This is a genomic window from Corynebacterium sp. 212_CJEI (assembly GCF_001055915.1).
Taxonomy (GTDB): Bacteria; Actinomycetota; Actinomycetes; order Mycobacteriales; family Mycobacteriaceae; genus Corynebacterium; species Corynebacterium jeikeium_D.
The window spans coordinates 1-20,725 of record NZ_JVPT01000051.1; the positions used below are offsets into that span (position 1 = coordinate 1).

The window sequence follows — 20,725 nt, forward strand, 5'->3', positions numbered from 1 at the left end:
GATACATTACACACACCCCACCCAAAGACACAAAACCCCAGGTAGATAGATGTGAACTAGCGTTTTAACTGTGCAGTAGCGCGATTCGCCAGGGGTTCGCAGGCCCACTCCAGTGACGAAAGCCGGGAACTTGCACTCATCACTACCGCCTTTGCGGCGGTTTCTACGCTTCCCTTACAAACAACCGCTCCTCTTAAAACAACCAAGGCTCCAAGCTGACCAGGAGTCAATGATTCTGAAATCATCAATCCCCTAGCCTGCCCGGAGCCTTAGCCCAGCTACCTAAAAGGAATCAAGCTGCATAAACACCAATTGATTGAGAGATCAACAGCGCGCCTGCACAAAGACCAACCAGCACCTACACGAACTTCACACCAGCGAAGTTCTTCTTACCGCGGCGCAGCACAATCCACTTGCCGTGCAGCAGGTCCTCGGCAGCCGGCTCCCACGCTTCGTCCTCGATGCGCTGGTTATTGGCGTACGCGCCACCTTCCTTAATGGTGCGGCGTGCCTCGCCCTTCGACTTGGCAAGACCCGCAGCAACGAGAAGGTCGACAACAGTTCGCGGCTCGCCCTCAGCAATCTCCGCAACCTCAGTCTCGGAGACGGCGCCCGCCAGGGTGGCCTCGTCCAGCTCGGTCAGCTCCGCCCGACCAAACAGGGCCTGCGCTGCCAGCTCAACTGCCTTGGTGGCCTCTTCGCCGTGAACCAGGTTGGTCATCTCCTGAGCCAGACGACGCTGCGCCTCACGCTTGAACGGACGCTCCGCAACAGCGACCTCGTACTCAGCAATCTCTTCCTGAGACAGGAAGGTGAACCAACGCAGGTAGTCAATAACAACCGAGTCACCAGCGTTGAGGAAGTACTGGTACCAGGAGTACGGCGAGGTCTTTTCAGCATCCAGCCACAACTTGCCGCCACCGGTGGACTTACCGAACTTTTGACCCTGCGCATCGGTCACCAGCGGCACCGTCAGGCCGTGCACCTTGGCACCGTCGATACGCCTGTTCAAATCGACGCCAGAGACGATGTTGCCCCACTGATCGCCGCCGCCAATCTGCAGCACGCAATCGTAGTTGCGGCGCAGCTGCACGTAGTCGTTGGACTGCAGCAGCATGTAGGAAAACTCGGTGTAGGAGATACCGTCAGACTCGAGGCGACGCTTCACAGTGTCGCGATCGAGCATGGTGTTGAGGGAGAAGTTCTTGCCGACATCGCGAAGGAAGTCAATGACGGACATGTTCATAGTCCAGTCCGCATTATTGACCATTGTCGCCGGGGCCTCGCCCTCAAAGTCAATGAAACGACGCAGCTGGCCCTTGATGGCCTCCAGGTTGTGCTCAATAGTGTCCTGGCTGAGCATCGAACGCTCACCGACATCACGCGGATCGCCAATGAAGCCCGTGGCGCCACCGGCCAGCGCAATTGGGTGGTGACCGGCCAGCTGGAAACGACGCAACATAATCATCGGAACCAGGTGGCCCGCGTGCAGCGAATCGCCCGTTGGGTCAAAACCGCAATACAGAGTAATGGGGTTTTCGCACGCCTCACGCAGCGCGTCAACATCGGTGGACTGATTAATCAGGCCACGCCACTGTAGTTCGTCGATAATGTTCTGTTCAGTCACGTCCCCTATCGTAACGTCTCGCTTGCCGACGTTCACCGCGAGGGTGACCTAGAACTCCTCAACGGCCTTCTTGTGGCGCCGATAGGCTGAGACGGAATCGTCCGGAAGCCACAGCCGCCAAGGCCGATTCGCCGCTCGCCGAACGCCCACACGCGGGCCCGCGTGGATGTCTTTATCCGGGTTGATGCTCTCTGGCTGCGCCACGAACACGCGTGACGACGGATCCAGCGCATCTGCCCCATAGTCATTTAAGTCAAGGCCAAGCGCCTGACCAACATTGCCCGGACCACGTCCGAGACCCGCAACCGCAGGTTTTTCACCGCGGCGACGGCGCACCGCATCCAGGCCCTGCTCAATGCGTACGGAGCGGACTAATACTCCCCCGCCCGTGCCGTCCGTAGCGCTGGTGATGTTGGCGCAAAAGTGGATGCCATAGGAGCGGTAGATATACCAATGCCCCGCCGGGCCAAACATGGCGCGATTGCGTGCGGTTGGCCCCATGAAGCAGTGCGCGGCCGGGTCAGGATAGCGCTGGTCAACTGGGCCACCATAGGCCTCGACCTCCGTGATGGTGGCGATAACATGCTCGGCGGGGATGACAATTACGCAGCCGAGCAGCGTCTTCGCAGCCTCAATCGGAGCTCCCGACAGCACAGTGCGGTCGAGGACGCTGTAGCCGTCGGGAAGCGGGAAAGGCAATTACTTGTCCCAGGCGATAGCTTCGTCGGAAAGCATGACCGGAATGCCTTCGTCGATGCGGTAGGCGATCTTTAGGCGAGGATTGACCAGCACCTGCTCGTCTTCGAGGTATTCAAGCGGCCCCTTGTCACGCGGGCAAGCGAGGATTTCAAGGAGTTTCGGATCAAGGCTCATAGTCCACTACCTTACCGAACTGAATTGCCAGGGTGTCACGCTGACCTTCCAAAGCAATCAGGTTGTCCTGACCGATTGCATCCTGGATCTTCTGAACCGCGGAATGCAACAGGTCGATGGACTCCCGCGCCGGATTCTCGGCCTTGTGACGCAGACGCTCCGGGACCGCGAGGTAGGAGTTGACTGTCTGCGGCAAGTACTCCTGGATAATGCCGCCGATGACCACCTTCTGCTCGGGATAATCTTTGAGGTACTTCCACTCGCTCAGGACGGATTCCAGCGTCGCACCCAGGTCATTTGCGGCGTTGCCAAGAGCTTCGCCAGGCTGGGCATCGAAAAGCCTGCCCAATGTCCGGTGAAGATTCCTACGCAGCTCAGATGGATTGAGCGGGCGACGCTGTGGGACCTCAGGCTTCGGCGCCGAGCTAACGGACTTCTGAGCCCCTTTGCTCTGCCTCGGCAACAAAGCAACCGACGCGCCCCAGGCGGCAATCGCAACAACCGGCCACAGGAAACCAAGCCCCACGGTCAGGTGCAGCAGCACGACGGCGATGGCAAGGATGAGCCCGACAATGTTGGCGGGACTGTTGAGAAAGCCACCGCCAGAAGAAGTGCCGGAGGATTTACTGGTAGCCACGAATCTCCTTGAACACATCAGCAAGCTCGGTCTCACGGGATTCAAAGACCTTACCACCAGTCAGGTTCGCAAGTTCCTGCATTTCTCCCGGATCCGCCTCTCCATAGCGGATGACGAATACCGGCGGCAGATTCCCGCCCTTGGACTGGTAGAAATCACGGAATTCCGCAAAGCTCTTGCCCGACGTCACCTGACCATCGGTCAACACCACGATAGACGGGATGGAGTTCTTATCCGAGCTGCCGAGAAGGTCGAAGGCCTGAATCAGTGCGTCGTAAAGCGCCGTCTCGCCCTCTGCGTACAGACCATCGACGGCGGCGGTGAGCTGCGCGCGCGATTCCGGGCCGTCAATTGTCGTGGTCGTGGGCTCGCCGACGCTCGTACTGAACGGCAGAATCGTCGCGATTTCGCGGTTTCGCAACCCCACGCTTCCCGTTTCGGTGCGTGCACTGCCGTCGACGATTGCGCGCATTGTCGCCTGTAGATCAGCGATGCGCTCACCGAACATTGAACCGGAGGTGTCGAGAACAAAGACCGACTCTCCGGGCACGCGCAGGTCATTGTCGTAGGCCTCAATGAGGCGGTCCGTGACGGCGCGATCACCCGGGAACGGCAGCTCGATGATCACGCTGTTGGTCATGCTTTCCGGCAGGTTGGCGTCATCGGAGATCGGGCGCAGGAAGTGATCGGCGAGAACCTGCGAGTTTGCTTCCAGCCACTGTCCGAGTGCCTCCGTCTGCCGCGCGGCGAGATCATTAGCGGGCTGTGCTAGTGGCGTCAGCGGGTAATCCGCACTGATGACACCGTCGCTCGGAACAACAACTTCCAGGTCAGCGCCCTCTTTATTCATCTGCTGCAACACAGCTTCATAGTTGATGAGCGCGTCGACGGAGTCCGGCTCATCCAGGAACTTGTCACGCAGCCACCCCGACGACCCCGAGGTCATCTTCTGCCCCTCGAAGAACTTCTGCAGTTCAGGCGTGGTGCGGTTGATATCTCCCGTAGTTAGCGCCGATCCGGTGTCGGCGAACGCGGTCGCAACCGACACCACACCGGAAAAGCCCGAGTTCGATTCCGCGGGGTTGGTCATGCCGTAGGTCAATTTGCCTGACGACGCAGCCTCCGCGATCTCAGCCCACGTCGGCTGCTTGGTATCCCAACCGAGCTCCCGAGCCTTCGCCGAATGGATACCGAACGCTACGGGTGAGGTGGCGACTTTCTTGGCTTCGCCCAGCTTGTCAGCCCCACCGAGCAGATCAACGTACCGGTTGGTAGCAAACCAAGTGGCATCAAAGTCGTTGTCGAAATCACCTGCGACAAGCGCGTGGCTGTTCTTCACGGTGCCGTCGAGAAGGTCAAGGTTAATAGTAAAACCGAGGTCGTCGGAGGCCTTTTGCATCAGTGGCTGGAGCTCTGCAAGCTCCGTGGCCCCGGCGATGCGCATAGTCGAGCCCTTGAGATCAGAATCGACGTTGATCTTGTTCGTCTTGTCATCGTCTGAGCCCAGCGGCAGGTTCAGGCCACCGTCGGAGCAGGCCGCGACAGCGAAGATGCCGAGCACACCGACGAGGCCAAGAAGCATTTTGCGGAGGGCAGTTAGTGCCTTATCCATGTTCATTCGGCTTTACCCCTCTTCCGTTTCCGGCCTCGGAGGGCTCTGGTATCCACGGGAAACACCCTCAATAAGCTGCTCGAGGATGTCGAAACTCGGCGGATCAATGGAGTCCACAAAATCGGTGGAAACCTCCTGGCCCGTCTTCAACTGCGTCTGGAATTCCTCCATCGCCTCAGGCTGGCTGGAGCGGTAACCGTGCTTGGCCGCCAGCTTCTGAAGCTCAGGGTCTTCGGCGAGGAGCCGTGCGACCGCAGCTCCATTGTCGTTAAAACCCAGCGCCACGTGAGTACTCAGAATCGTCGGCGATGGATACGCCAGGCGCATTTCCGGCTTCAACCGGCTGTTCGGGGCACTGTTCTCCCCCAGGAACTGCGACTCGTAAACCATCACCATTGGCTTCGAACCGACACCCTGCGAGAGGTAGTCCGAAAATGGACCAGCCGACGAGGATTCCGTGTACCCCTGGCCGGTGAACAGAGGGGTGAGCTCCGGCAAGACCGCATTGACCTGCCCATTGTCGGACACAATCCGGCCTTCATTCGTAATCCAAGACATGAGCGATAAGTACATTGCGGCCGAGTTCGACGAACGAATGTCAGTCGTGGACATCTGCACCGTGCGTGGCGACGGATAATCGTTCTCCGCGAAGTCACGCCAGCGGACATTGTCGTGCTGCATCGTGGCCAGCGCCGCCATATCTACCTGCCACGTATTGCCCTGTTGGCGAGCAACATTTTCCCGCTCCAACGCCTGCAAGATGTTGTCGAAAGTAGCAATCGCCATCGGTGTGTAGAAGACGTCATACCGCTCAGCGCCACTCATCTTCTCGGCAATTTTCTCCGCTGCCGGTGCCGACGACGGGAATGCCAAGTCGAAGGAATCCAGATCCACATCCGTGGCCATCCGACGCGAACCCGCCGTCTTTACTTCCACCACATAGCCGTGAGAGGCAAGAGCCTTCTGGACCTCTTTGTCTTCGAAGAAGGGCTTCTTCTCAGAGCCAACAATCGCCTTGACGACGGTCTTTTCACCACCGAAGAAATCACGGTTTCCTCCGGAGCTGCCACCAGAAAAACCTGGGATACTACCGCCGCGACCGACATAGACTGCAACAGCCGCAATGACAATCAAAATGACTGCAAGAATTGCCCCCGGGCCCATGCACCCTTTCTTGCTACCACTCTGATTTTTATTTTTATCTCGTGAGCTGCGATTTCCACCGCTCGACCGCGTACTTTCCGCCATGAAATTATGGTAAGAGACCCGGCCAAACCTGGCAACAGATATAGAAATAATCAGTAATCTGCGTCACTTCAGGGGCACCCTGGCATTACTGGGTTACTGACGGCGGCGGGTCGATCCGAGTTACTGACTACATTTATGACTAGCGGCGGCGGGTCGAGCCGAGTTACTGACTACGTTTATGACAAAAATGGCCCGAAAAATGGCCTGAAAGTGTCATAAACTTACACAGTTTCACATTTGCAGCCCGTATTCGCACGTGGAGCCCGTAATTTTTCGGGTGGCCAGTTATCGGGTTGATAGTTACCGGGTCATCAGTTGTCGGGTTGCTGGTTTTTCTACTCCCCCCCCGGGCTGTAAAAAATCGGCGTGCGGTCGATTGACCGCACACCGATTAATTAGCTGCGTTAGCTGGGCTAGCAGGTTTGCTAGCTCTAGCAGCTTTAGCCGCGAACCGGCTTTTCAGCCCACTGCTTCAGCTCGGTATTCTTCTCGTCAACGCGAGCGAGCTGCTCTGCAACACGGACACCCGCGGTGCCGCCGCGAGTATCGCGGGAAGCGACAGCACCGTCAATAGTCAGCACTTCACGGACCTTCGGAGTCAGTGCCGGGTGGATACCGGCGAGGTCCTCGTCGGAAAGCTCGTCCAGACCGATACCGCCCTTGGACTCTGCGATGCGGACACACTGGCCGGATGCCTCGTGAGCGTCGCGGAACGGTACGCCCTCGCGGACCAGCCACTCAGCCAAGTCCGTGGCCAGGGTGTAGCCCGCCGGAGCGAGCTCGCGCAGACGGTCTTCGTGGAAGGTCAGCGTTGCCACCAGGCCGGTCAGGGCCGGCAGCAGCAAGGTTAGCTGCTCAACCGAGTCCACCAAAGGCTCCTTGTCCTCCTGGAGGTCACGGTTGTAGGCCAGCGGCTGCGCTTTCAGCGTGGCCATAAGACCAGCGAGGTTACCGATCAGGCGACCGGTCTTACCGCGGGTCAGCTCTGCCACGTCCGGGTTCTTCTTCTGCGGCATGATGGAGGATCCAGTCGACCAGGCATCAGCCAGAGTGACGTAGCCGTACTCCGGGGTGGCCCAGTAGATGATTTCCTCTGCCAGGCGAGACATGTCCACAGCAATCTGGGCGAAGACGAATGCCGCCTCAGAGGCGAAGTCACGCGAAGAAGTGCCGTCAATGGAGTTGTCCGTGGCAGAGTCGAAGCCGAGCTCTTCAGCAATGGCTTCCGGATCCAAGTGCAGCGAGGACCCTGCGAGCGCACCAGAACCGTACGGGGACACAGCCAGTCGACGGTCGAGATCGCGGATGCGGTCCAGATCGCGCAGCAGCGGATGCGCGTGAGCCAGCAACTGGTGGGCCAGCAATACCGGCTGCGCTGCCTGGGAGTGGGTCTTGCCCGGCATGATGGCATCCGGATGTGCCTTGGACTGAGCCACCAGGGCGGCAACCAGGTCAGTGACATCCAGTGCAACGCCGCGCACGGCATCGCGCAGCCACATGCGGAACAGAGTTGCCACCTGGTCATTACGGGAACGACCAGCGCGCAGGCGACCGCCGACCTCCGGGCCGACGCGATCAATCAGACCGCGCTCCATAGCACCGTGGACGTCCTCATCTGTCGGCTCTGGACCAAATTCGCCGGAGGCAACGTCGCGACCGAGCTGATCAAGGCCTTCGATCATGGTGTCAAAGTCGGCATCGCTGAGCAGCCCACGGGCATGCAGCACTCGGGCGTGGGCCTTGGACGCAAGAACGTCGTAAGGCGCGAGCACCCAGTCAAAATGGGTGGACTTGCTCAATGCGGCCATCGCCTCGGACGGGCCACCGGCAAAGCGGCCGCCCCACAGGGAGCCTTCGTTGGTACCGTGCTTTTCGACCATTGTCTTTTCCAATAGGCCTTTCGCTCTAGTCGCTCTGGAGAATCTTTACAGTTTGAAGTCGCGCTTTGCGGCCATCTTCGAGGACAGGCCGTGCAGCTCGACAAAACCGCGAGCCAGGGTCTGGTCGAAGGTGTCGCCCTCGTCGTAGGTAGCCAGGTTGAAGTCGTACAGCGAGGTGTTCGAACGACGACCGTTGACGTTGCAGTGACCTGCGTGCATGACCATGCGGATGTCACCGGAAACGCCCTTCTGGGACTCCTCGATGAAGGCATCCAGCGCGCGCTTCAGCGGCGAGAACCACAGGCCGTCGTAGACCAGGTTGGCCCACTCGCCCTCGACCTGGCGCTTGTAACGAGCCAGCTCACGCTCAACGGTGACGTCCTCGAGCGCTGCGTGTGCGGTCATGATGGCAATTGCGCCCGGAGCCTCGTAGATCTCGCGGGACTTAATGCCGACCAGGCGGTCTTCAACCATGTCCAGACGACCGATGCCCTGAGCACCAGCGCGGCGGTTCATCTCTTCGATGGCCTCAAGCACGGAAACCTTCTTGCCGTCGATGGCAGTCGGCTTACCGTCCTCGAAGGAGATGATGACCTCGTCCGGGGAGCTGAAGTTCAGGGTCGGATCCTCGGTGTACGCGTAGACATCCTTGGTCGGTGCGTTCCACAGGTCCTCCAGGTAGCCGGTCTCAATGGCGCGACCGAAGAGGTTCTGGTCAATGGAGAACGGAGAGGACTTGGACTGCTCAATTGGCAGACCCTTCTCCTCAGCGAAGGCAATAGCCTTGTCGCGGGTCCAAGCGAAGTCACGAGCCGGTGCAATAATCTTCAGATCCGGGGCGGTGTTAGCGAAACCAACCTCGAAACGGACCTGGTCATTGCCCTTACCGGTGCAACCGTGAGCAACGTGGGTGCCACCGAACTCCTCTGCAGCCTTCGCCATGTGCTTAACAATCAGCGGGCGAGACAGTGCAGAAACCAGCGGGTACTGCTTCATGTAAAGACCATTGGCCTTAATGGTCGGCAGGCAGTACTCCTCGGCGAACTCGTCCTTGGCGTCGACAACGACAGCTTCGACAGCGCCGGCGTCCAGAGCGCGCTGACGCACGGACTCCATGTCCTCGCCGCCCTGTCCGACATCGATAGAAACTGCGACGACCTCGCCGTCCGTCATTTCCTTGAGGTACGGAATAGCAACGGTGGTGTCGAGGCCACCAGAGTAAGCAAGAATAACCCGGTTGGTCATAGGGTAAGCGCTCCTTTAATCGGTGCTTTAAAGCATTTCGTGGAATAGTTTACTGGTTCGTTCCGGCGGCTAGACGCTGGGCTAGGTCAGCGCCGGAAAGTGGTTCTCTAGCCAGGCACATTACGGTGTCATCTCCCGCAATTGTGCCAACGATTTCTTTGAGTCCCGCACGGTCAATCACACTGGCTAGATACTGTGCGGCTCCCGGTGGTGTACGCACAACCGCGATGGTGCCCGAATGATCAATGGAGACCAGCAGCTCGTCTAAAACGCGCCGCATCCTGGCCACTGCCCCGCTGGAGACAGCGAGTGCATCTTCGACGATGGAATACCGCGAACCGTTGGCTCCATCGCGAATCTTTCGGGCTCCCAGCTCATCGAGGTCTCTGGACAACGTCGCCTGCGCAATCTCAATGCCTTCGTCGGCAAGCAGCTCGACGAGCTGAACCTGACTGGACACGTGATGCTGCGCCAGCAGGTCAGCGATGCGCGTCTGCCGAGCTGTGCGAGATCCTGGTTGTGCTGCGGTCATGACCTTACTGCCTCTCCACCAGCCAGGTCAGCAACGCCTTCTGAGCGTGCATGCGGTTTTCCGCCTCGTCGAAGACTACCGACTGCGGGCCATCGATGACCTCGGCAGTAACTTCGTTGCCACGGTATGCCGGCAGGCAGTGCAGGAAGATGGCATCCTCATTTGCCTTGGCCATCAGCTCAGCGTTGACCTGGTACGGCAGGAACGGAGTACGCCGATCCAGGCCGTCGTTCTCCTGCCCCATGCTGACCCAGGTGTCGGTGATGACAACGTCGGCACCGGCAATGGCCTCATCGACGTCCGCGGTCACGGACACGGCCGCACCGGTCTGCTCCGCAACCTTCTTGGCGCGGTCGACGTAGACCTGCTCCGGCTGGAAGTCCTCCGGTGCACAGATGGTGACGTCCAGACCTGCGGTGGCGAAGCCCACGAGGTAGGAGTTGGCCATGTTGTTGGCACCATCGCCGAAGTACACAGCCTTCTTGCCACGCAGTCCCGTCTGGCCTTCCTCCGGGCACTTGTGCTCGATGATGGTCTGCAGGTCAGCGAGAATCTGGCACGGGTGGAACTCGTCGGAAAGCGCGTTGACAATCGGCACCGTCGCGGTTTCAGACATGGCCTCCAAACCGGACTGCGCGTAGGTGCGCCAGACAATTGCCGAGACAAAGCGGCTGAGCACAGCAGCGGTGTCCTGGTAGGTTTCGCCCTTGCCCATCTGCGAGTTACCGGTTTCGACCACAATCGCGTTGCCGCCCAGAGCTGCGATACCAGCGTCGAAGGAGAAACGGGTACGAGTCGACGTCTTGTCGAACAGCACCGCAACCGACTGTGGCCCCTCAAACGGACGTCGGGAGTACGGCGCTACCTTCAGCTCTGCAGCCAACTGCAGCACCTCAGCCTGCTCCTGTGGAGTCAGGTCATCATCGGCGAGAAAATGACGGAGCATCAGTTTCTAATTCCTTCCTTTGTTGGCGACAGCCTCAACGGCGTCGTTCAGGCAGGCATCAATCAACTCGACGGCGCGGTTGACTTCCTCATCGCTGAGGTTCAACGGCGGCACAATACGCAGCACATTCGCCTGCGGAGCGTTCAGAATGACACCACGTTCATAACCGGCGTTAACCGCTTCCTTCGCCAGGTTCTCGCGCAGCACCAGTCCAAGCATGAAGCCGCGACCACGCACGTGATCGACATGGCTTAACGACGCGAGCTTGCGAGCCAGGACCTTGCCCTTCTCGGTGACTCGATTGAGCAGCTTTTCTTCTTCCAGCGTCTCGATGACGGCCAGGCCGGCAGCGGCACAGACCGGATTGCCACCAAAGGTGGTGCCGTGCGCACCAGGAGTAAACAGTTCCGCTGCGCGGCCGTTGGCGATGACAGCACCCAGCGGCAGGCCGCCGCCGAGCCCCTTCGCCAGGGTCATAACATCCGGCACGATGCCATCGTGCTGGTGGGCAAACCACTGGCCGGTACGGCCGATGCCGGTCTGTACTTCGTCGACAATCATGAGAACGTCGAAGCGCTTGGTCAGTTCGCGGACGGCAGCGAGGTATCCCTCTGGCGGTGCGACCACACCGGTCTCACCCTGAATTGGTTCCAGAATCACCGCAGCGACACCCAACGGATCGGATTCGATGGTCTTGGTGAGGAAGTCAATGTCACCGTACGGCACGAACTCGACTCCACCCGGCATCGGTTCGAACGGGGTGCGCTTGTCGGGCTGACCGGTCATGGCAAGTGCGCCCATGGTACGGCCGTGGAACCCGTGGTGGGTAGCGATAATGCGATTGCGCCCCGTCAACCGCGCCAGCTTGAACGCGGCTTCATTGGCCTCAGTGCCGGAGTTGCAGAACATAACTCGGGTGTCATCAGTGTCCCAGCCAGTGAGCTCAATGAGCTTCTCGCCCAGTGCCAACGGTGGCTCAGAGGCGAAGATGTTGGACACGTGCCCCATCGTGGAAATCTGCTTGGACACAGCTTCCACGATGGCCGGATGTGCGTGACCCAACGCGTTGACTGCAATACCGGCGAGCAGGTCCAGGTATTCCTTGCCCTCGGAATCCGTGACAATAGCGCCCTTACCCTGCACAAGCTCAATGCGCGGCGTGCCGTAATTGTTCATCATCGTGTGTTGCCACTGCTGCTTGAAGTCGCTCATGTCGTCTTTCGACCTGCCTAACATGTATGTCGGTAAATTCTTGTCCGTCTTTTCTGCCTTATCCGGGCTCTACCATTGTGCCGATACCGCCGGAAGTCATCAGCTCCAGCAGCACCGAGTGTGGCTGGCGGCCGTCGATAACGTGGGCCGCAGGCACTCCCTGATCCACTGCGTTCAGGCAGGACTCCATCTTCGGAATCATTCCGGAATCCAGCGTCGGGAGGATTTCTCGCAGATGCGAAGTGGAAATCCTTGACACCAGCGAATCGCGGTTCGGCCAATCCGTGTAGAGACCCTCGACATTAGTCAGAATCACCAAACGGTTCGCGTTAATTGCCGATGCCAGTGCACCTGCTGCCGTGTCGGCGTTGATGTTGTAGACCTCTTTGCCATCAGCGGACGGCGCAATCGTAGAGACCACCGGAATACGTCCGGCATCAATCAGGTCCAATAGCGTTTCCGAGTGCACCTCGGTGATATTGCCGACCAGCCCGATATCTGTTTCCTTGCCGCCGACGTTTACCGTTCGTCGAGTACCAGTGAACAGGCCACCGTCCTCACCAGAGGTACCCACTGCATAGGGGCCGTAGGCGTTGATGAGGTTCACCAGTTCGCGGCCGACCTGCCCGAAGAGCACCATGCGGACAATTTCCATGACCTCCGGAGTCGTGACACGGAAACCGCCTCGGAACTCTCCCTCCAGCCCCAGGCGCTTGAGCATCGACGAAATCTGAGGGCCGCCACCGTGGACAACCACCGGCTTCACCCCCACGGTGCGCAGAAAAACCATGTCCTGCGCGAAGGCCTTCTTCAGTTTCAGGTCGGTCATCGCGTTACCGCCGTACTTGACCACCACAATCTTGTCGCGGTGGTGCTGCAGCCACGGCAGTGCTTCCGCCAGCACATGTGCCCGCTGTTCGAAGGACAGCCCTTCGGTCAACTGGTGAACCATTGCAGAGTCTCCTCAAAACCTTTACGACGAATATGCCGAGTTGATGTGAACGTAGTCGTGGGAAAGGTCAGTCGTACGAATCGTGGCCTCTTCCGGATTACCAGTACCGAGGTCAACCTCCACGGCAATGTCCTTGCCGGAGAGATCCACTTCACGAGCATCAGGCGTGCCACCGGTATCGCGACAGACTACATGACCGTTGAAGGAAACAGTGATGTGCTCCGGATCCATATCCACCGGTGCAGTGCCGACAGCCGCCAGCACACGACCCCAGTTCGGGTCCGAACCGAACATCGCACACTTGAAGAGGTTGTCGCGGCCGATGATTCGAGCAGCTACCAGAGCATCTTCAGCACCACCGGTGCCACGCACGGTCACGGACACACGCTTGGTCACGCCTTCGGCGTCCGACTGCATCTGGCGCGCGATGGAATCACACACACTGAGCACTGCCTGGTCGAGCTCCTCCTGCGAGGGCTTCACACCAGAGGCACCGTTGGCCAAAATGATGACGGTGTCATTGGTGGATGTGGAGCCATCAATATCTAGGCGGTTAAACGTAACCTCGCTCGCCTTGGCAATAGCCTCGTGCGCCATTTCTGCGCTTACCGACGCATCCGTCGTAATCACACCGAGCATCGTGGCCATCGACGGGCTAATCATGCCAACACCCTTGCCCATAGCGCCGACAGTGAATCCGTCACCATGCGCAACGGCCTGCTTTGCCACCAAGTCAGTGGTCAAGATGGCTTCTGCTGCAGCCGTACCTGCGGCGGCATCGCTGCCCAGATTCTCACAAAGCTTCGGCACACCTGCCAGAACAATGTCCATCGGCAGCCGGTCACCAATCAAGCCGGTGGAGCAGGTACCAATCTCGGTAACATCGACGCCGAGCTCATCTGCGACCTTCTGACAGACTTCGAGGGCGTCGGAAATACCCGGCTGACCATTGCAGGCGTTGGCATTGCCCGAGTTCAGCACCACAGCGGACAGCTTGCCGTCAGCGATGTGCTTCTTGGATACCGTCACCGGCGCAGCCTGGACACGGTTGGTAGTAAAGACAGCCGCAGCAGTCTTCTCCGGCCCCTGGTTTACGATGAGCGCCATGTCCGGGTTTCCGCTGACCTTGATGCCTGCAATGACACCACTGGCCACGAACCCCTGAGGTGCACATACGCCGCCTTCGTCACCAGCGACGTTGACGAGACCTTCTTTTTCTTCCTTCATCATGGGGCAACTCCTACCAATGGAAGTCCTGCAGTTTCATTCTGTCCAGTAACCAAATTCATGCACTGAACTGCGGCACCACCGGTGCCCTTTGTCAGATTGTCAATCGCCGAGGTCAGCACCAGACGCTTGGCGCGTTCATCTACCTCAACCTGAATCTGAACCAAGTTAGAGCCAATTACCGACTGCGTCTGCGGCTGCAGCCCTTCGGCCAACACCTGCACAAACGGCTCACCCTTGTAGAACTCGAGGTAGGCCTCCCGTGCGGTTGCCTCCGTCACCCCGTCGACAAGCGGAGCGGTGATGGTGGTGAGAATGCCGCGCGACGTCGGAGCGAGCACCGGCGTGAAGCTGACGGTGAGAGCCTCTGCGTACGGCTTGAGGTTTTGTAGGAACTCTGCGGTGTGGCGGTGCTTGCCCGCAGTGTTGTAGGCGCGGAGATTGCCCATAACCTCGGACCCGAGCAGGGGCACAGCTGCCTTCTTGCCCGCACCGGAGGTACCGGTGACGGAAACAACGGACAGATCCGGCTTGACCAGACCCTTTGCAACTGCCGGCAGTGCCGTAATAGTCCCGCCAGTGGGGAAACAACCCGGCACAGCAATACGCTTGGAAGCAGCCACTACTTCCCTGTTGCCCGGCAGCTCCGGAATACCGTAAGTCCAGGTACCGGCGTGCTCCGAGCCGTAGTAGTGCTCCCACTCGTCGGCATCCTGCAGGCGGAAATCCGCGCCGCAGTCAATAATCACCGTGTCATCGCCCAACTGCTCTGCAATCGCAGCCGAATGACCGTGGGGCAGGCCGAGGAACACCACGTCATGCCCGGCAAGTGTGTCACCATTAGTCGGCTCAATACGACGATCAGCCAAAGGTGCCACATGAGGCATAATGTCGCCCACACGGGCACCCGCGTTGGATGCTCCCGTTAGTGCGCCGATGGTCAGTTCGCCGGAAAGATACGCCGGGTGCGACAACAGGAGGCGGAGGATCTCTCCTCCTGCGTAACCGGTCGCACCAGCAATGGCAACGGAAATACTCATGCCAAACATTCAACACTTTTATTCACTGCGTTGCAAGATATTCATAGAATTCGTTGCCAAAGTGCTGGAATTCTATCGATGTGACGTGAGTGAATTATGAATATAACGCCGTCGTCGGTACATACATCTGGTTCGCCGAGCCGGCCATTCAATCAGCGCGCCGGATTACTCAACGCCGGACTATTCAACTACGACGCTTGACTCCTGGCTCATCACACCATCTGCCCACTGCGCCACCGATGACGTCGTGGTGTAGAGATAGTAACCCGACTCCTCCGGTGCGACGCTGCCATCAAAAGCCACCGCACCCGAGAACACCGCGGCCAGCTGGCCGTCGATAAAGAGTGGTCCGCCCGAATCGCCAACCTGCAACGCCGCGGGGCGCTCCATGCGCGCCAACACGGAGTCTTCCCGCACGCATTGTTGATACTTCACCGGGCACATCGAAGCGGTGACGGTCGCCGACGGCAGCGAGCCATCCGCAACATCGCCGAGCAGCGATCGCCCATAGACCGTGCCTGCCGTTTCTTGCTCCGAAAACGCTTGACGACGTTCCATTGCGGGATACCCCGGAAGAGCTGCGTCGCCCGCAAGGTGAACAAGCGCTACGTCACCGGTGGGCGCAATTTCCCAGCTATCGATAGGAACACGGTGGGAATCCTGACCGAAACCGACCTCTACTTCCCCAGCCTGCTGCGGGACATCACGCACGCAGTGGGCGGCGGTCATTACCCACTGCGGGGCGATTGCAGTTCCCGTGCAAAAGTTTCCGGTATGGGGACTGGTCTGGACCATGATTGACACCACGGAGTCCGCCGCCACACTAGGCGCAGCAGCCTCCCCGCCAACCAGCGCAGCCGCACTCGGCGCGCCGGTGAGCAACAGACCTGCCGTGACAGCAGCTGCAGCCACAGTCGCCGCAGGCTTCGCGCTGCTCACCGCGCGCACTCCAACGCGCTGCTCTCGTGCCTCTGCGCTATTCAGCCTGTTGCCGCGGTGCCGCAAGATGCCAATCATGGGTATCTCTCCCTGTGGTCTCCCCTTTTAGCCACGCAGCTGAGCGCCGTGACGGGTAGTGGCCAGCTCAATGGCCGCCTCGCGAGCCGCGGAAGCTTCCTCTTCCTTCAGCGTACGGTCCGGTGCGCGGAAACGCAGGGAGTACGCCAGTGAACGAACGCCTTCGCCCATCTGCTCGGAACGGTAAACATCGAAGATACGAATGGATTCGAGGAGCTCACCAGCACCCTCCACCAGAGTCTTCTCCACCTCTGCGGCGGAGACCTCATCGCTGACAACAAGCGCGACGTCCTGGTGGACAGCCGGGAACGGGCTGAGTACCGGCGCCGGCAGGTGCTCCGTCACTGGCAGTGCATCGAGATTAATCTCCATCGCGCAGGTGCGCTCCGGCAGACCAGCGTCCTTGCACACCTTCGGGTGCAGCTCACCGGCGTGGCCGACGACCTCGCCGTCGACAAGCAGCTCAGCGCAGCGGCCCGGGTGCCACGGCAACACCTCAGCGTTGCGGATCTCCAGCTCGACGTTGGCAGCGCGGGCAACAATGCGCGCGGCTTCGATGGCGTCGGCGACGGTGTACGCGGCCTCGTCACCCCACGGGCTATCCAGGCGGATACGACCGCAGGCGACAGTGGCGACGTGCAGCGGCTGCTCCGGCAGCGACTCCAGCAGCTCGGCGCGCTCGGCCTCGCTCGGCAGACCCGCGGTAGACGGCATCGGCGAGACACCGTTACCGCGCTCGATGGATACCTGCTCCACACCGTAGAGCGACAAGTCGACCTGGCCGCGAGCAACATTGCGCTTCAGCGATTCAAGCATGGACGGCAGCAGAGTCGTGCCCAGCTGAGCGTGGTCAGACTCCAACGGGTTGATGACCTTGACGGTGTTACGACGCGGGTCATCAGCGTCCAGGCCCCAGACGTCGAAGACATCGTTGGCAATGAACGGTGTCGGCAGAATCTCCAGGTAGCCATTGTGAGCCAGCGCGTGGCCGACGAAGCGGCGACGCAGCTGACGCTCGGTCAGACCGCGACCGGCCGGGGCGATTGGGAGGATAACCGGAATGTCTTCCAGGCCCTCCAGACGTAGGATCTCCTCAACCAGGTCAGCGGACATGGTCAGGTCCGAGCGCCAGGTTGGCGGAGTGACAGCCAGGCGGTCACCGTTGTCGACGACCTCGCAACCGACCTCGCGCAGGCGTCCAATGACGGTCTCACGCGGGTAATCAACGCCCGCAACTTCGCTGGCGCGGTTGACAGCAAAGTCAATAGTCGGCATGGTGGCAACCTCACCGAGCAGGGTGCGACCAGTGTCGATAGTGCCGCCGGCGATGTCAGCGAGCAGCTGGCAGGCCAGATCCAGAGCCGGCTCGACCAGAGCGGTGTCCACGCCGCGCTCGAAACGTCGTGAAGCCTCGGAGCTCAGCTTGTGGCGGCGACCACTGCGGAAGACATGCAGCGGCGACCAGTTGGCGGCCTCGAAGACCACATCGGTGGTGTCGTCGGCGATCTCGGAGGTGAGACCACCCATGATGCCGGCCAGCGACTGAATACCATTGTCATCGCAGATGACAACGTCCGCCGGGTCGAGCTTGCGGTCCACGTGGTCGAGAGTGGTCAGAGTCTCGCCGGCCTTAGCGTTGCGGATGTGCAGGCCACCAGCGATCTTGGAACCATCGAAAGCGTGCATCGGTTGACCGAGCAGCAGCATCACGTAGTTGGTGACGTCCGTGGCCACGTTGACCGGACGCTGACCAGCCAGCAGCAGGCGGCGGCGCATCCACCACGGGGTCTCGGCGTTCGGGTCGATGCCGGTGACACGGCGCAAACCAAAGCGGCGGGTGTCGGTGTCCTCGTCGATGGTGACGTTCAGGACCTCACCTTCGACCGGCAGCTCCTTGACTTTGGCCGGATCGGCGAAGTCGAGGTTGAAGGCGGAGCAGATCTCGCGGCCCAAACCGCGGGCCGATAGCGCGTAACCGCGGTCCGGAGTGATGTTGACCTCGAACTTCTCGTCATCGAGACCGATGAACTCCTTGGCGCACGAACCCAGCTCAGCTGGGGCCGACGGCAGCGTGAGAATACCGGCGGAGGAATCGGTCATGCCCAGCTCAGCTTCGGAGCACAGCATGCCGTTGGAAACCTTGCCGTAAGTCTTCCGTGCGGAAATCTCGAACCCACCCGGCAGCACGCAGCCCGGCAGTGCGACGATAACAATGGAGCCCTCTTCGAAGTTGCGGGCACCACAGATGATCTCCTGCAGCTCGCCGGTGCCATTGGCATCACCGACATTGACCTGACAGAAGCGAATTGGCTTCTTAAAGCCCTCGAGCTCCTCAATGTGGTCGACGCGACCGAAAACCAGCGGCCCCTCGACCTTCTCCAGCGGCTCGTGCCCCTCGGTTTCAAAACCAACGCGGACAAAGCCCTCATCCAGCTCGTCCGGGGTGACGGACCAGTCCGGGTTGATGGTGTTCTCTGGGCCGCGAACGATTTCAGTGACCCACGACTGTGGAATGAACATGTAAGTAAAACTCCTAATCTGTAGGTCAGTGAATTAGCCGCGGATACCGAACGGCTGCGTGAAACGGACGTCGCCTTCGACCATGTCGCGCATGTCGGTCAGGCCATTGCGGAACTGCAGGGTGCGCTCCAGGCCCATGCCGAACGCGAAGCCCGAGTACACCTCCGGGTCAATGCCAGAGGCCCGCAGCACGTTCGGGTTGACCATGCCGCAGCCGCCCCACTCGATCCAGCCTGCGCCGCCCTTCTTATTCGGGAACCAGACGTCAACCTCAGCGGACGGCTCAGTGAACGGGAAGTAGTTGGTGCGCATGCGGGTCTTGGTCTCCGGACCGAACAGCGCCTTTGCCATGTGATCCAGCGTGCCGCGCAGGTGCCCCATGGTCAGCCCCTTGTCCACAGCGAGTCCCTCCACCTGGTGGAAGACCGGGGTGTGGGTGGCGTCGAGCTCATCGGTGCGGAAGGTACGGCCCGGGCAGATAACGTAAATCGGCAGGTCACGTGACTGCAGAGTGCGAACCTGGACCGGCGAGGTGTGCGTACGCAGCACCTGCTTGGATCCTTCCGGCGCAATGTGGAAAGTATCCTGCAGAGTACGAGCCGGGTGATCCGGCAGGAAGTTCAGCGCGTCAAAGTTGAAGTACTCGGCTTCGACCTCTGGGCCCTCGGCGATTTCCCAGCCCATGCCCACGAAGATGTCACCAATCTGCTCGGACAGGATGGTAATTGGGTGCATACCGCCACGCTGACTCTGCGTGGTGTCCACCGACACGTCGATACGCTCCGCGACCAGGCGACGCGCGTTTTCCTCTTCCTCCAGCACTGCAAGACGCTCAGCATAGTGCTTTTCGACGGCTCCGCGAACAACATTTACGCGACGACCAGCATCCTTGCGCTCAGCCTTCGGAATGGAGCCCAGCGCGCGGCGAGCCTGCGGAATGTAGCCTTCATCCCCCAAGTGCTCACGGCGGGCGGCAGAAAGCTCATCCAGGTTGCCGGCAGCATCAAAGGCATCCGTGGCCTTCTGCGCAGCCGCCTGGAGGGCGTCCTCGGAAAGATCGATAGGATTTGGCGAATCGCTCACGTGTCAACCACTTCTATATAGGACTATCAGTTCTTGTGATGGAACAATCATAGTCGAGGATAACTGCACACGTGCACGCGCCTCACCATCGAGGTTTCCTACTTACCCCGAACCGTCTCCCACAGGCACATGGCCGCTGCGGTGGCGAGGTTCAACGACTCCGCCTCGCCCTTAATCGGGATGGCCACACTCGCCCCCGCCGAGGCCGTAATCTCCTCCGACAGGCCATGTGCTTCGTTGCCAAAAAGCCAGGCGACGGGACCGTCGGGAAGCGCATCAACGCCGAGTGTGAGAGCGCCATCCATCGCCGTGGCGAGGGTGGCAAAGCCCGCTTCCCTGACTCTCTCCACAACGACATCGATATCGCGCTCGCGTGCGACCGGTGTATGGAAAACAGACCCCGCAGAGGAACGCACGGCCTTCGAGTTCAAAGGGTCAACCGAATCGCCAGCAAGGATAACCGCGCCAGCTCCGAGAGCATCAGTCATACGCACAATCGTGCCGACATTACCCGGGTCATTGCACTCCACCGGAATCACCAAACAGCCGGACTGCTTTCCAACCTCAATGGCCTCTTCCAACGAAGTGGACACCGCATTGGTGTCGCAGACGGCGAAGAGTCCGGTGGTGGTGACAGTTTCGCTCAAAGAGCGGGCGGCGGCGTCGTCGATAAGCGAAACAGACTTACGCTGCGTCCCAGATTCGAGATACCCCGTGAGCAGCTCGCGGAACTGCTCGGCGGCAGCAGCGGTGACGAAGATTTCCACGACAGCCTCTGCTCGGATAGCTGCATCGACGGAATTGAAGCCCTCGATAAGGAAGCGCCCGGCCTTCTTCCGCTTGGCCGCACGGTGGAGCTGAATAGCCGCCGAGACTCGCGGAGTGCGAGGAGTAAACGGCTCGTCGTTGAAGTACAGCGCAGAGTTCATAGTGATTAATCCTAGTGATGCGGCTCGGGATTCATAACCGCCAGCAGGCCAGTGCGGATACGAAAAACCACCGCCGAGGTTATTCGTTAACCCAATCGACGGTGGTTTTTCAAAGATGTTGGCAGGCGCACTGCCAGTAAGCAGA

At 59.9% G+C, this 20,725-nt stretch carries 18 protein-coding genes; all 18 read right to left on the reverse strand.

The features are described from left to right. Positions 1-358 precede the first annotated feature (358 nt). The 18 genes from tyrS to ADB02_RS05695 all read right to left on the reverse strand — a co-directional run bounded on the left by tyrS (position 359) and on the right by ADB02_RS05695 (position 20,580). Complete coding sequence (tyrS, locus tag ADB02_RS05610; protein ID WP_150961322.1) at positions 359-1,627, reverse strand: tyrosine--tRNA ligase; 1,269 nt, start codon at positions 1,625-1,627, stop codon at positions 359-361. 48 nt (positions 1,628-1,675) lie between these two features. Beyond that, positions 1,676-2,326 carry a DNA-3-methyladenine glycosylase gene (locus ADB02_RS05615; protein ID WP_049189982.1) on the reverse strand — a complete coding sequence of 217 codons (651 nt, stop codon included), beginning with the start codon at positions 2,324-2,326 and terminating at the stop codon, positions 1,676-1,678. Continuing rightward, the gene (locus ADB02_RS05620; protein WP_016422889.1) at positions 2,327-2,500 is read right to left on the reverse strand and encodes a Trm112 family protein; all 174 of its coding nucleotides are present in this window, start codon (positions 2,498-2,500) and stop codon (positions 2,327-2,329) included. Further along, positions 2,490-3,137: a hypothetical protein gene (locus ADB02_RS05625; protein ID WP_049189983.1), complete on the reverse strand. Its 648-nt coding sequence runs from the start codon at positions 3,135-3,137 to the stop codon at positions 2,490-2,492. Before ADB02_RS05625 ends, ADB02_RS05620 begins: the two co-directional genes overlap by 11 nt. Continuing rightward, positions 3,124-4,755: a VWA domain-containing protein gene (locus ADB02_RS05630; RefSeq protein ID WP_049189985.1), complete on the reverse strand. Its 1,632-nt coding sequence runs from the start codon at positions 4,753-4,755 to the stop codon at positions 3,124-3,126. Before ADB02_RS05630 ends, ADB02_RS05625 begins: the two co-directional genes overlap by 14 nt. Positions 4,756-4,761: 6 nt before the next feature. After that, the gene (locus ADB02_RS05635) at positions 4,762-5,913 is read right to left on the reverse strand and encodes a hypothetical protein (RefSeq protein ID WP_049189986.1); all 1,152 of its coding nucleotides are present in this window, start codon (positions 5,911-5,913) and stop codon (positions 4,762-4,764) included. 524 nt (positions 5,914-6,437) lie between these two features. Further along, complete coding sequence (gene argH / locus ADB02_RS05640) at positions 6,438-7,877, reverse strand: argininosuccinate lyase (RefSeq protein ID WP_049170381.1); 1,440 nt, start codon at positions 7,875-7,877, stop codon at positions 6,438-6,440. Positions 7,878-7,922: 45 nt separating this feature from the next. Then, positions 7,923-9,122 (reverse strand): argininosuccinate synthase, encoded by a 1,200-nt coding sequence (locus ADB02_RS05645; protein ID WP_016422894.1) that lies wholly within the window; start codon positions 9,120-9,122, stop codon positions 7,923-7,925. 49 nt (positions 9,123-9,171) lie between these two features. After that, positions 9,172-9,654, reverse strand: a complete 483-nt coding sequence (locus tag ADB02_RS05650) for an arginine repressor (RefSeq protein ID WP_005511719.1) — start codon at positions 9,652-9,654, stop codon at positions 9,172-9,174. Positions 9,655-9,658: 4 nt separating this feature from the next. Then, on the reverse strand, positions 9,659-10,600 hold the full coding sequence (gene argF / locus ADB02_RS11500; protein ID WP_049189988.1) for an ornithine carbamoyltransferase: 942 nt from the start codon (positions 10,598-10,600) through the stop codon (positions 9,659-9,661). Positions 10,601-10,606: 6 nt separating this feature from the next. Beyond that, positions 10,607-11,812 (reverse strand): acetylornithine transaminase, encoded by a 1,206-nt coding sequence (locus ADB02_RS11505; protein ID WP_049170375.1) that lies wholly within the window; start codon positions 11,810-11,812, stop codon positions 10,607-10,609. Positions 11,813-11,870: 58 nt separating this feature from the next. Next, the gene (gene argB, locus ADB02_RS05665) at positions 11,871-12,764 is read right to left on the reverse strand and encodes an acetylglutamate kinase (RefSeq protein ID WP_016422897.1); all 894 of its coding nucleotides are present in this window, start codon (positions 12,762-12,764) and stop codon (positions 11,871-11,873) included. A gap of 21 nt (positions 12,765-12,785) precedes the next feature. Next, on the reverse strand, positions 12,786-13,994 hold the full coding sequence (argJ, locus tag ADB02_RS05670) for a bifunctional glutamate N-acetyltransferase/amino-acid acetyltransferase ArgJ (RefSeq protein ID WP_016422898.1): 1,209 nt from the start codon (positions 13,992-13,994) through the stop codon (positions 12,786-12,788). Further along, complete coding sequence (argC, locus tag ADB02_RS05675; RefSeq protein WP_172620236.1) at positions 13,991-15,031, reverse strand: N-acetyl-gamma-glutamyl-phosphate reductase; 1,041 nt, start codon at positions 15,029-15,031, stop codon at positions 13,991-13,993. The genes argJ and argC overlap by 4 nt, the downstream gene beginning before the upstream one ends. A 180-nt stretch (positions 15,032-15,211) precedes the next feature. Beyond that, entirely contained in the window at positions 15,212-16,048 is an 837-nt protein-coding gene (locus ADB02_RS05680; protein ID WP_049189989.1) for a trypsin-like serine protease, read from the reverse strand. A gap of 27 nt (positions 16,049-16,075) precedes the next feature. After that, the gene (gene pheT, locus ADB02_RS05685) at positions 16,076-18,568 is read right to left on the reverse strand and encodes a phenylalanine--tRNA ligase subunit beta (protein WP_049189990.1); all 2,493 of its coding nucleotides are present in this window, start codon (positions 18,566-18,568) and stop codon (positions 16,076-16,078) included. 33 nt (positions 18,569-18,601) lie between these two features. Further along, positions 18,602-19,651, reverse strand: a complete 1,050-nt coding sequence (pheS, locus tag ADB02_RS05690; RefSeq protein WP_016422902.1) for a phenylalanine--tRNA ligase subunit alpha — start codon at positions 19,649-19,651, stop codon at positions 18,602-18,604. Between the two features lie 98 nt (positions 19,652-19,749). Then, positions 19,750-20,580, reverse strand: a complete 831-nt coding sequence (locus ADB02_RS05695; protein WP_049189992.1) for a TrmH family RNA methyltransferase — start codon at positions 20,578-20,580, stop codon at positions 19,750-19,752. Positions 20,581-20,725: the final 145 nt, after the last annotated feature.

Bases quoted from the DNA above. Each gene is read 5' to 3' on its own strand.
- pheT (WP_049189990.1), bottom strand. From the start codon at position 18,568: ATGTTCATTCCACAGTCGTGGGTCACTGAAATCGTTCGCGGCCCAGAG.
- ADB02_RS05680 (WP_049189989.1), bottom strand. From the start codon at position 16,048: ATGATTGGCATCTTGCGGCACCGCGGCAACAGGCTGAATAGCGCAGAG.
- ADB02_RS05630 (WP_049189985.1), bottom strand. From the start codon at position 4,755: ATGAACATGGATAAGGCACTAACTGCCCTCCGCAAAATGCTTCTTGGC.
- ADB02_RS05635 (WP_049189986.1), bottom strand. From the start codon at position 5,913: ATGGGCCCGGGGGCAATTCTTGCAGTCATTTTGATTGTCATTGCGGCT.
- ADB02_RS11505 (WP_049170375.1), bottom strand. From the start codon at position 11,812: ATGAGCGACTTCAAGCAGCAGTGGCAACACACGATGATGAACAATTAC.
- argC (WP_172620236.1), bottom strand. From the start codon at position 15,031: ATGAGTATTTCCGTTGCCATTGCTGGTGCGACCGGTTACGCAGGAGGA.
- ADB02_RS05695 (WP_049189992.1), bottom strand. From the start codon at position 20,580: ATGAACTCTGCGCTGTACTTCAACGACGAGCCGTTTACTCCTCGCACT.
- ADB02_RS05645 (WP_016422894.1), bottom strand. From the start codon at position 9,122: ATGACCAACCGGGTTATTCTTGCTTACTCTGGTGGCCTCGACACCACC.
- ADB02_RS05650 (WP_005511719.1), bottom strand. From the start codon at position 9,654: ATGACCGCAGCACAACCAGGATCTCGCACAGCTCGGCAGACGCGCATC.
- argJ (WP_016422898.1), bottom strand. From the start codon at position 13,994: ATGATGAAGGAAGAAAAAGAAGGTCTCGTCAACGTCGCTGGTGACGAA.
- ADB02_RS05620 (WP_016422889.1), bottom strand. From the start codon at position 2,500: ATGAGCCTTGATCCGAAACTCCTTGAAATCCTCGCTTGCCCGCGTGAC.
- argB (WP_016422897.1), bottom strand. From the start codon at position 12,764: ATGGTTCACCAGTTGACCGAAGGGCTGTCCTTCGAACAGCGGGCACAT.
- argH (WP_049170381.1), bottom strand. From the start codon at position 7,877: ATGGTCGAAAAGCACGGTACCAACGAAGGCTCCCTGTGGGGCGGCCGC.
- argF (WP_049189988.1), bottom strand. From the start codon at position 10,600: ATGCTCCGTCATTTTCTCGCCGATGATGACCTGACTCCACAGGAGCAG.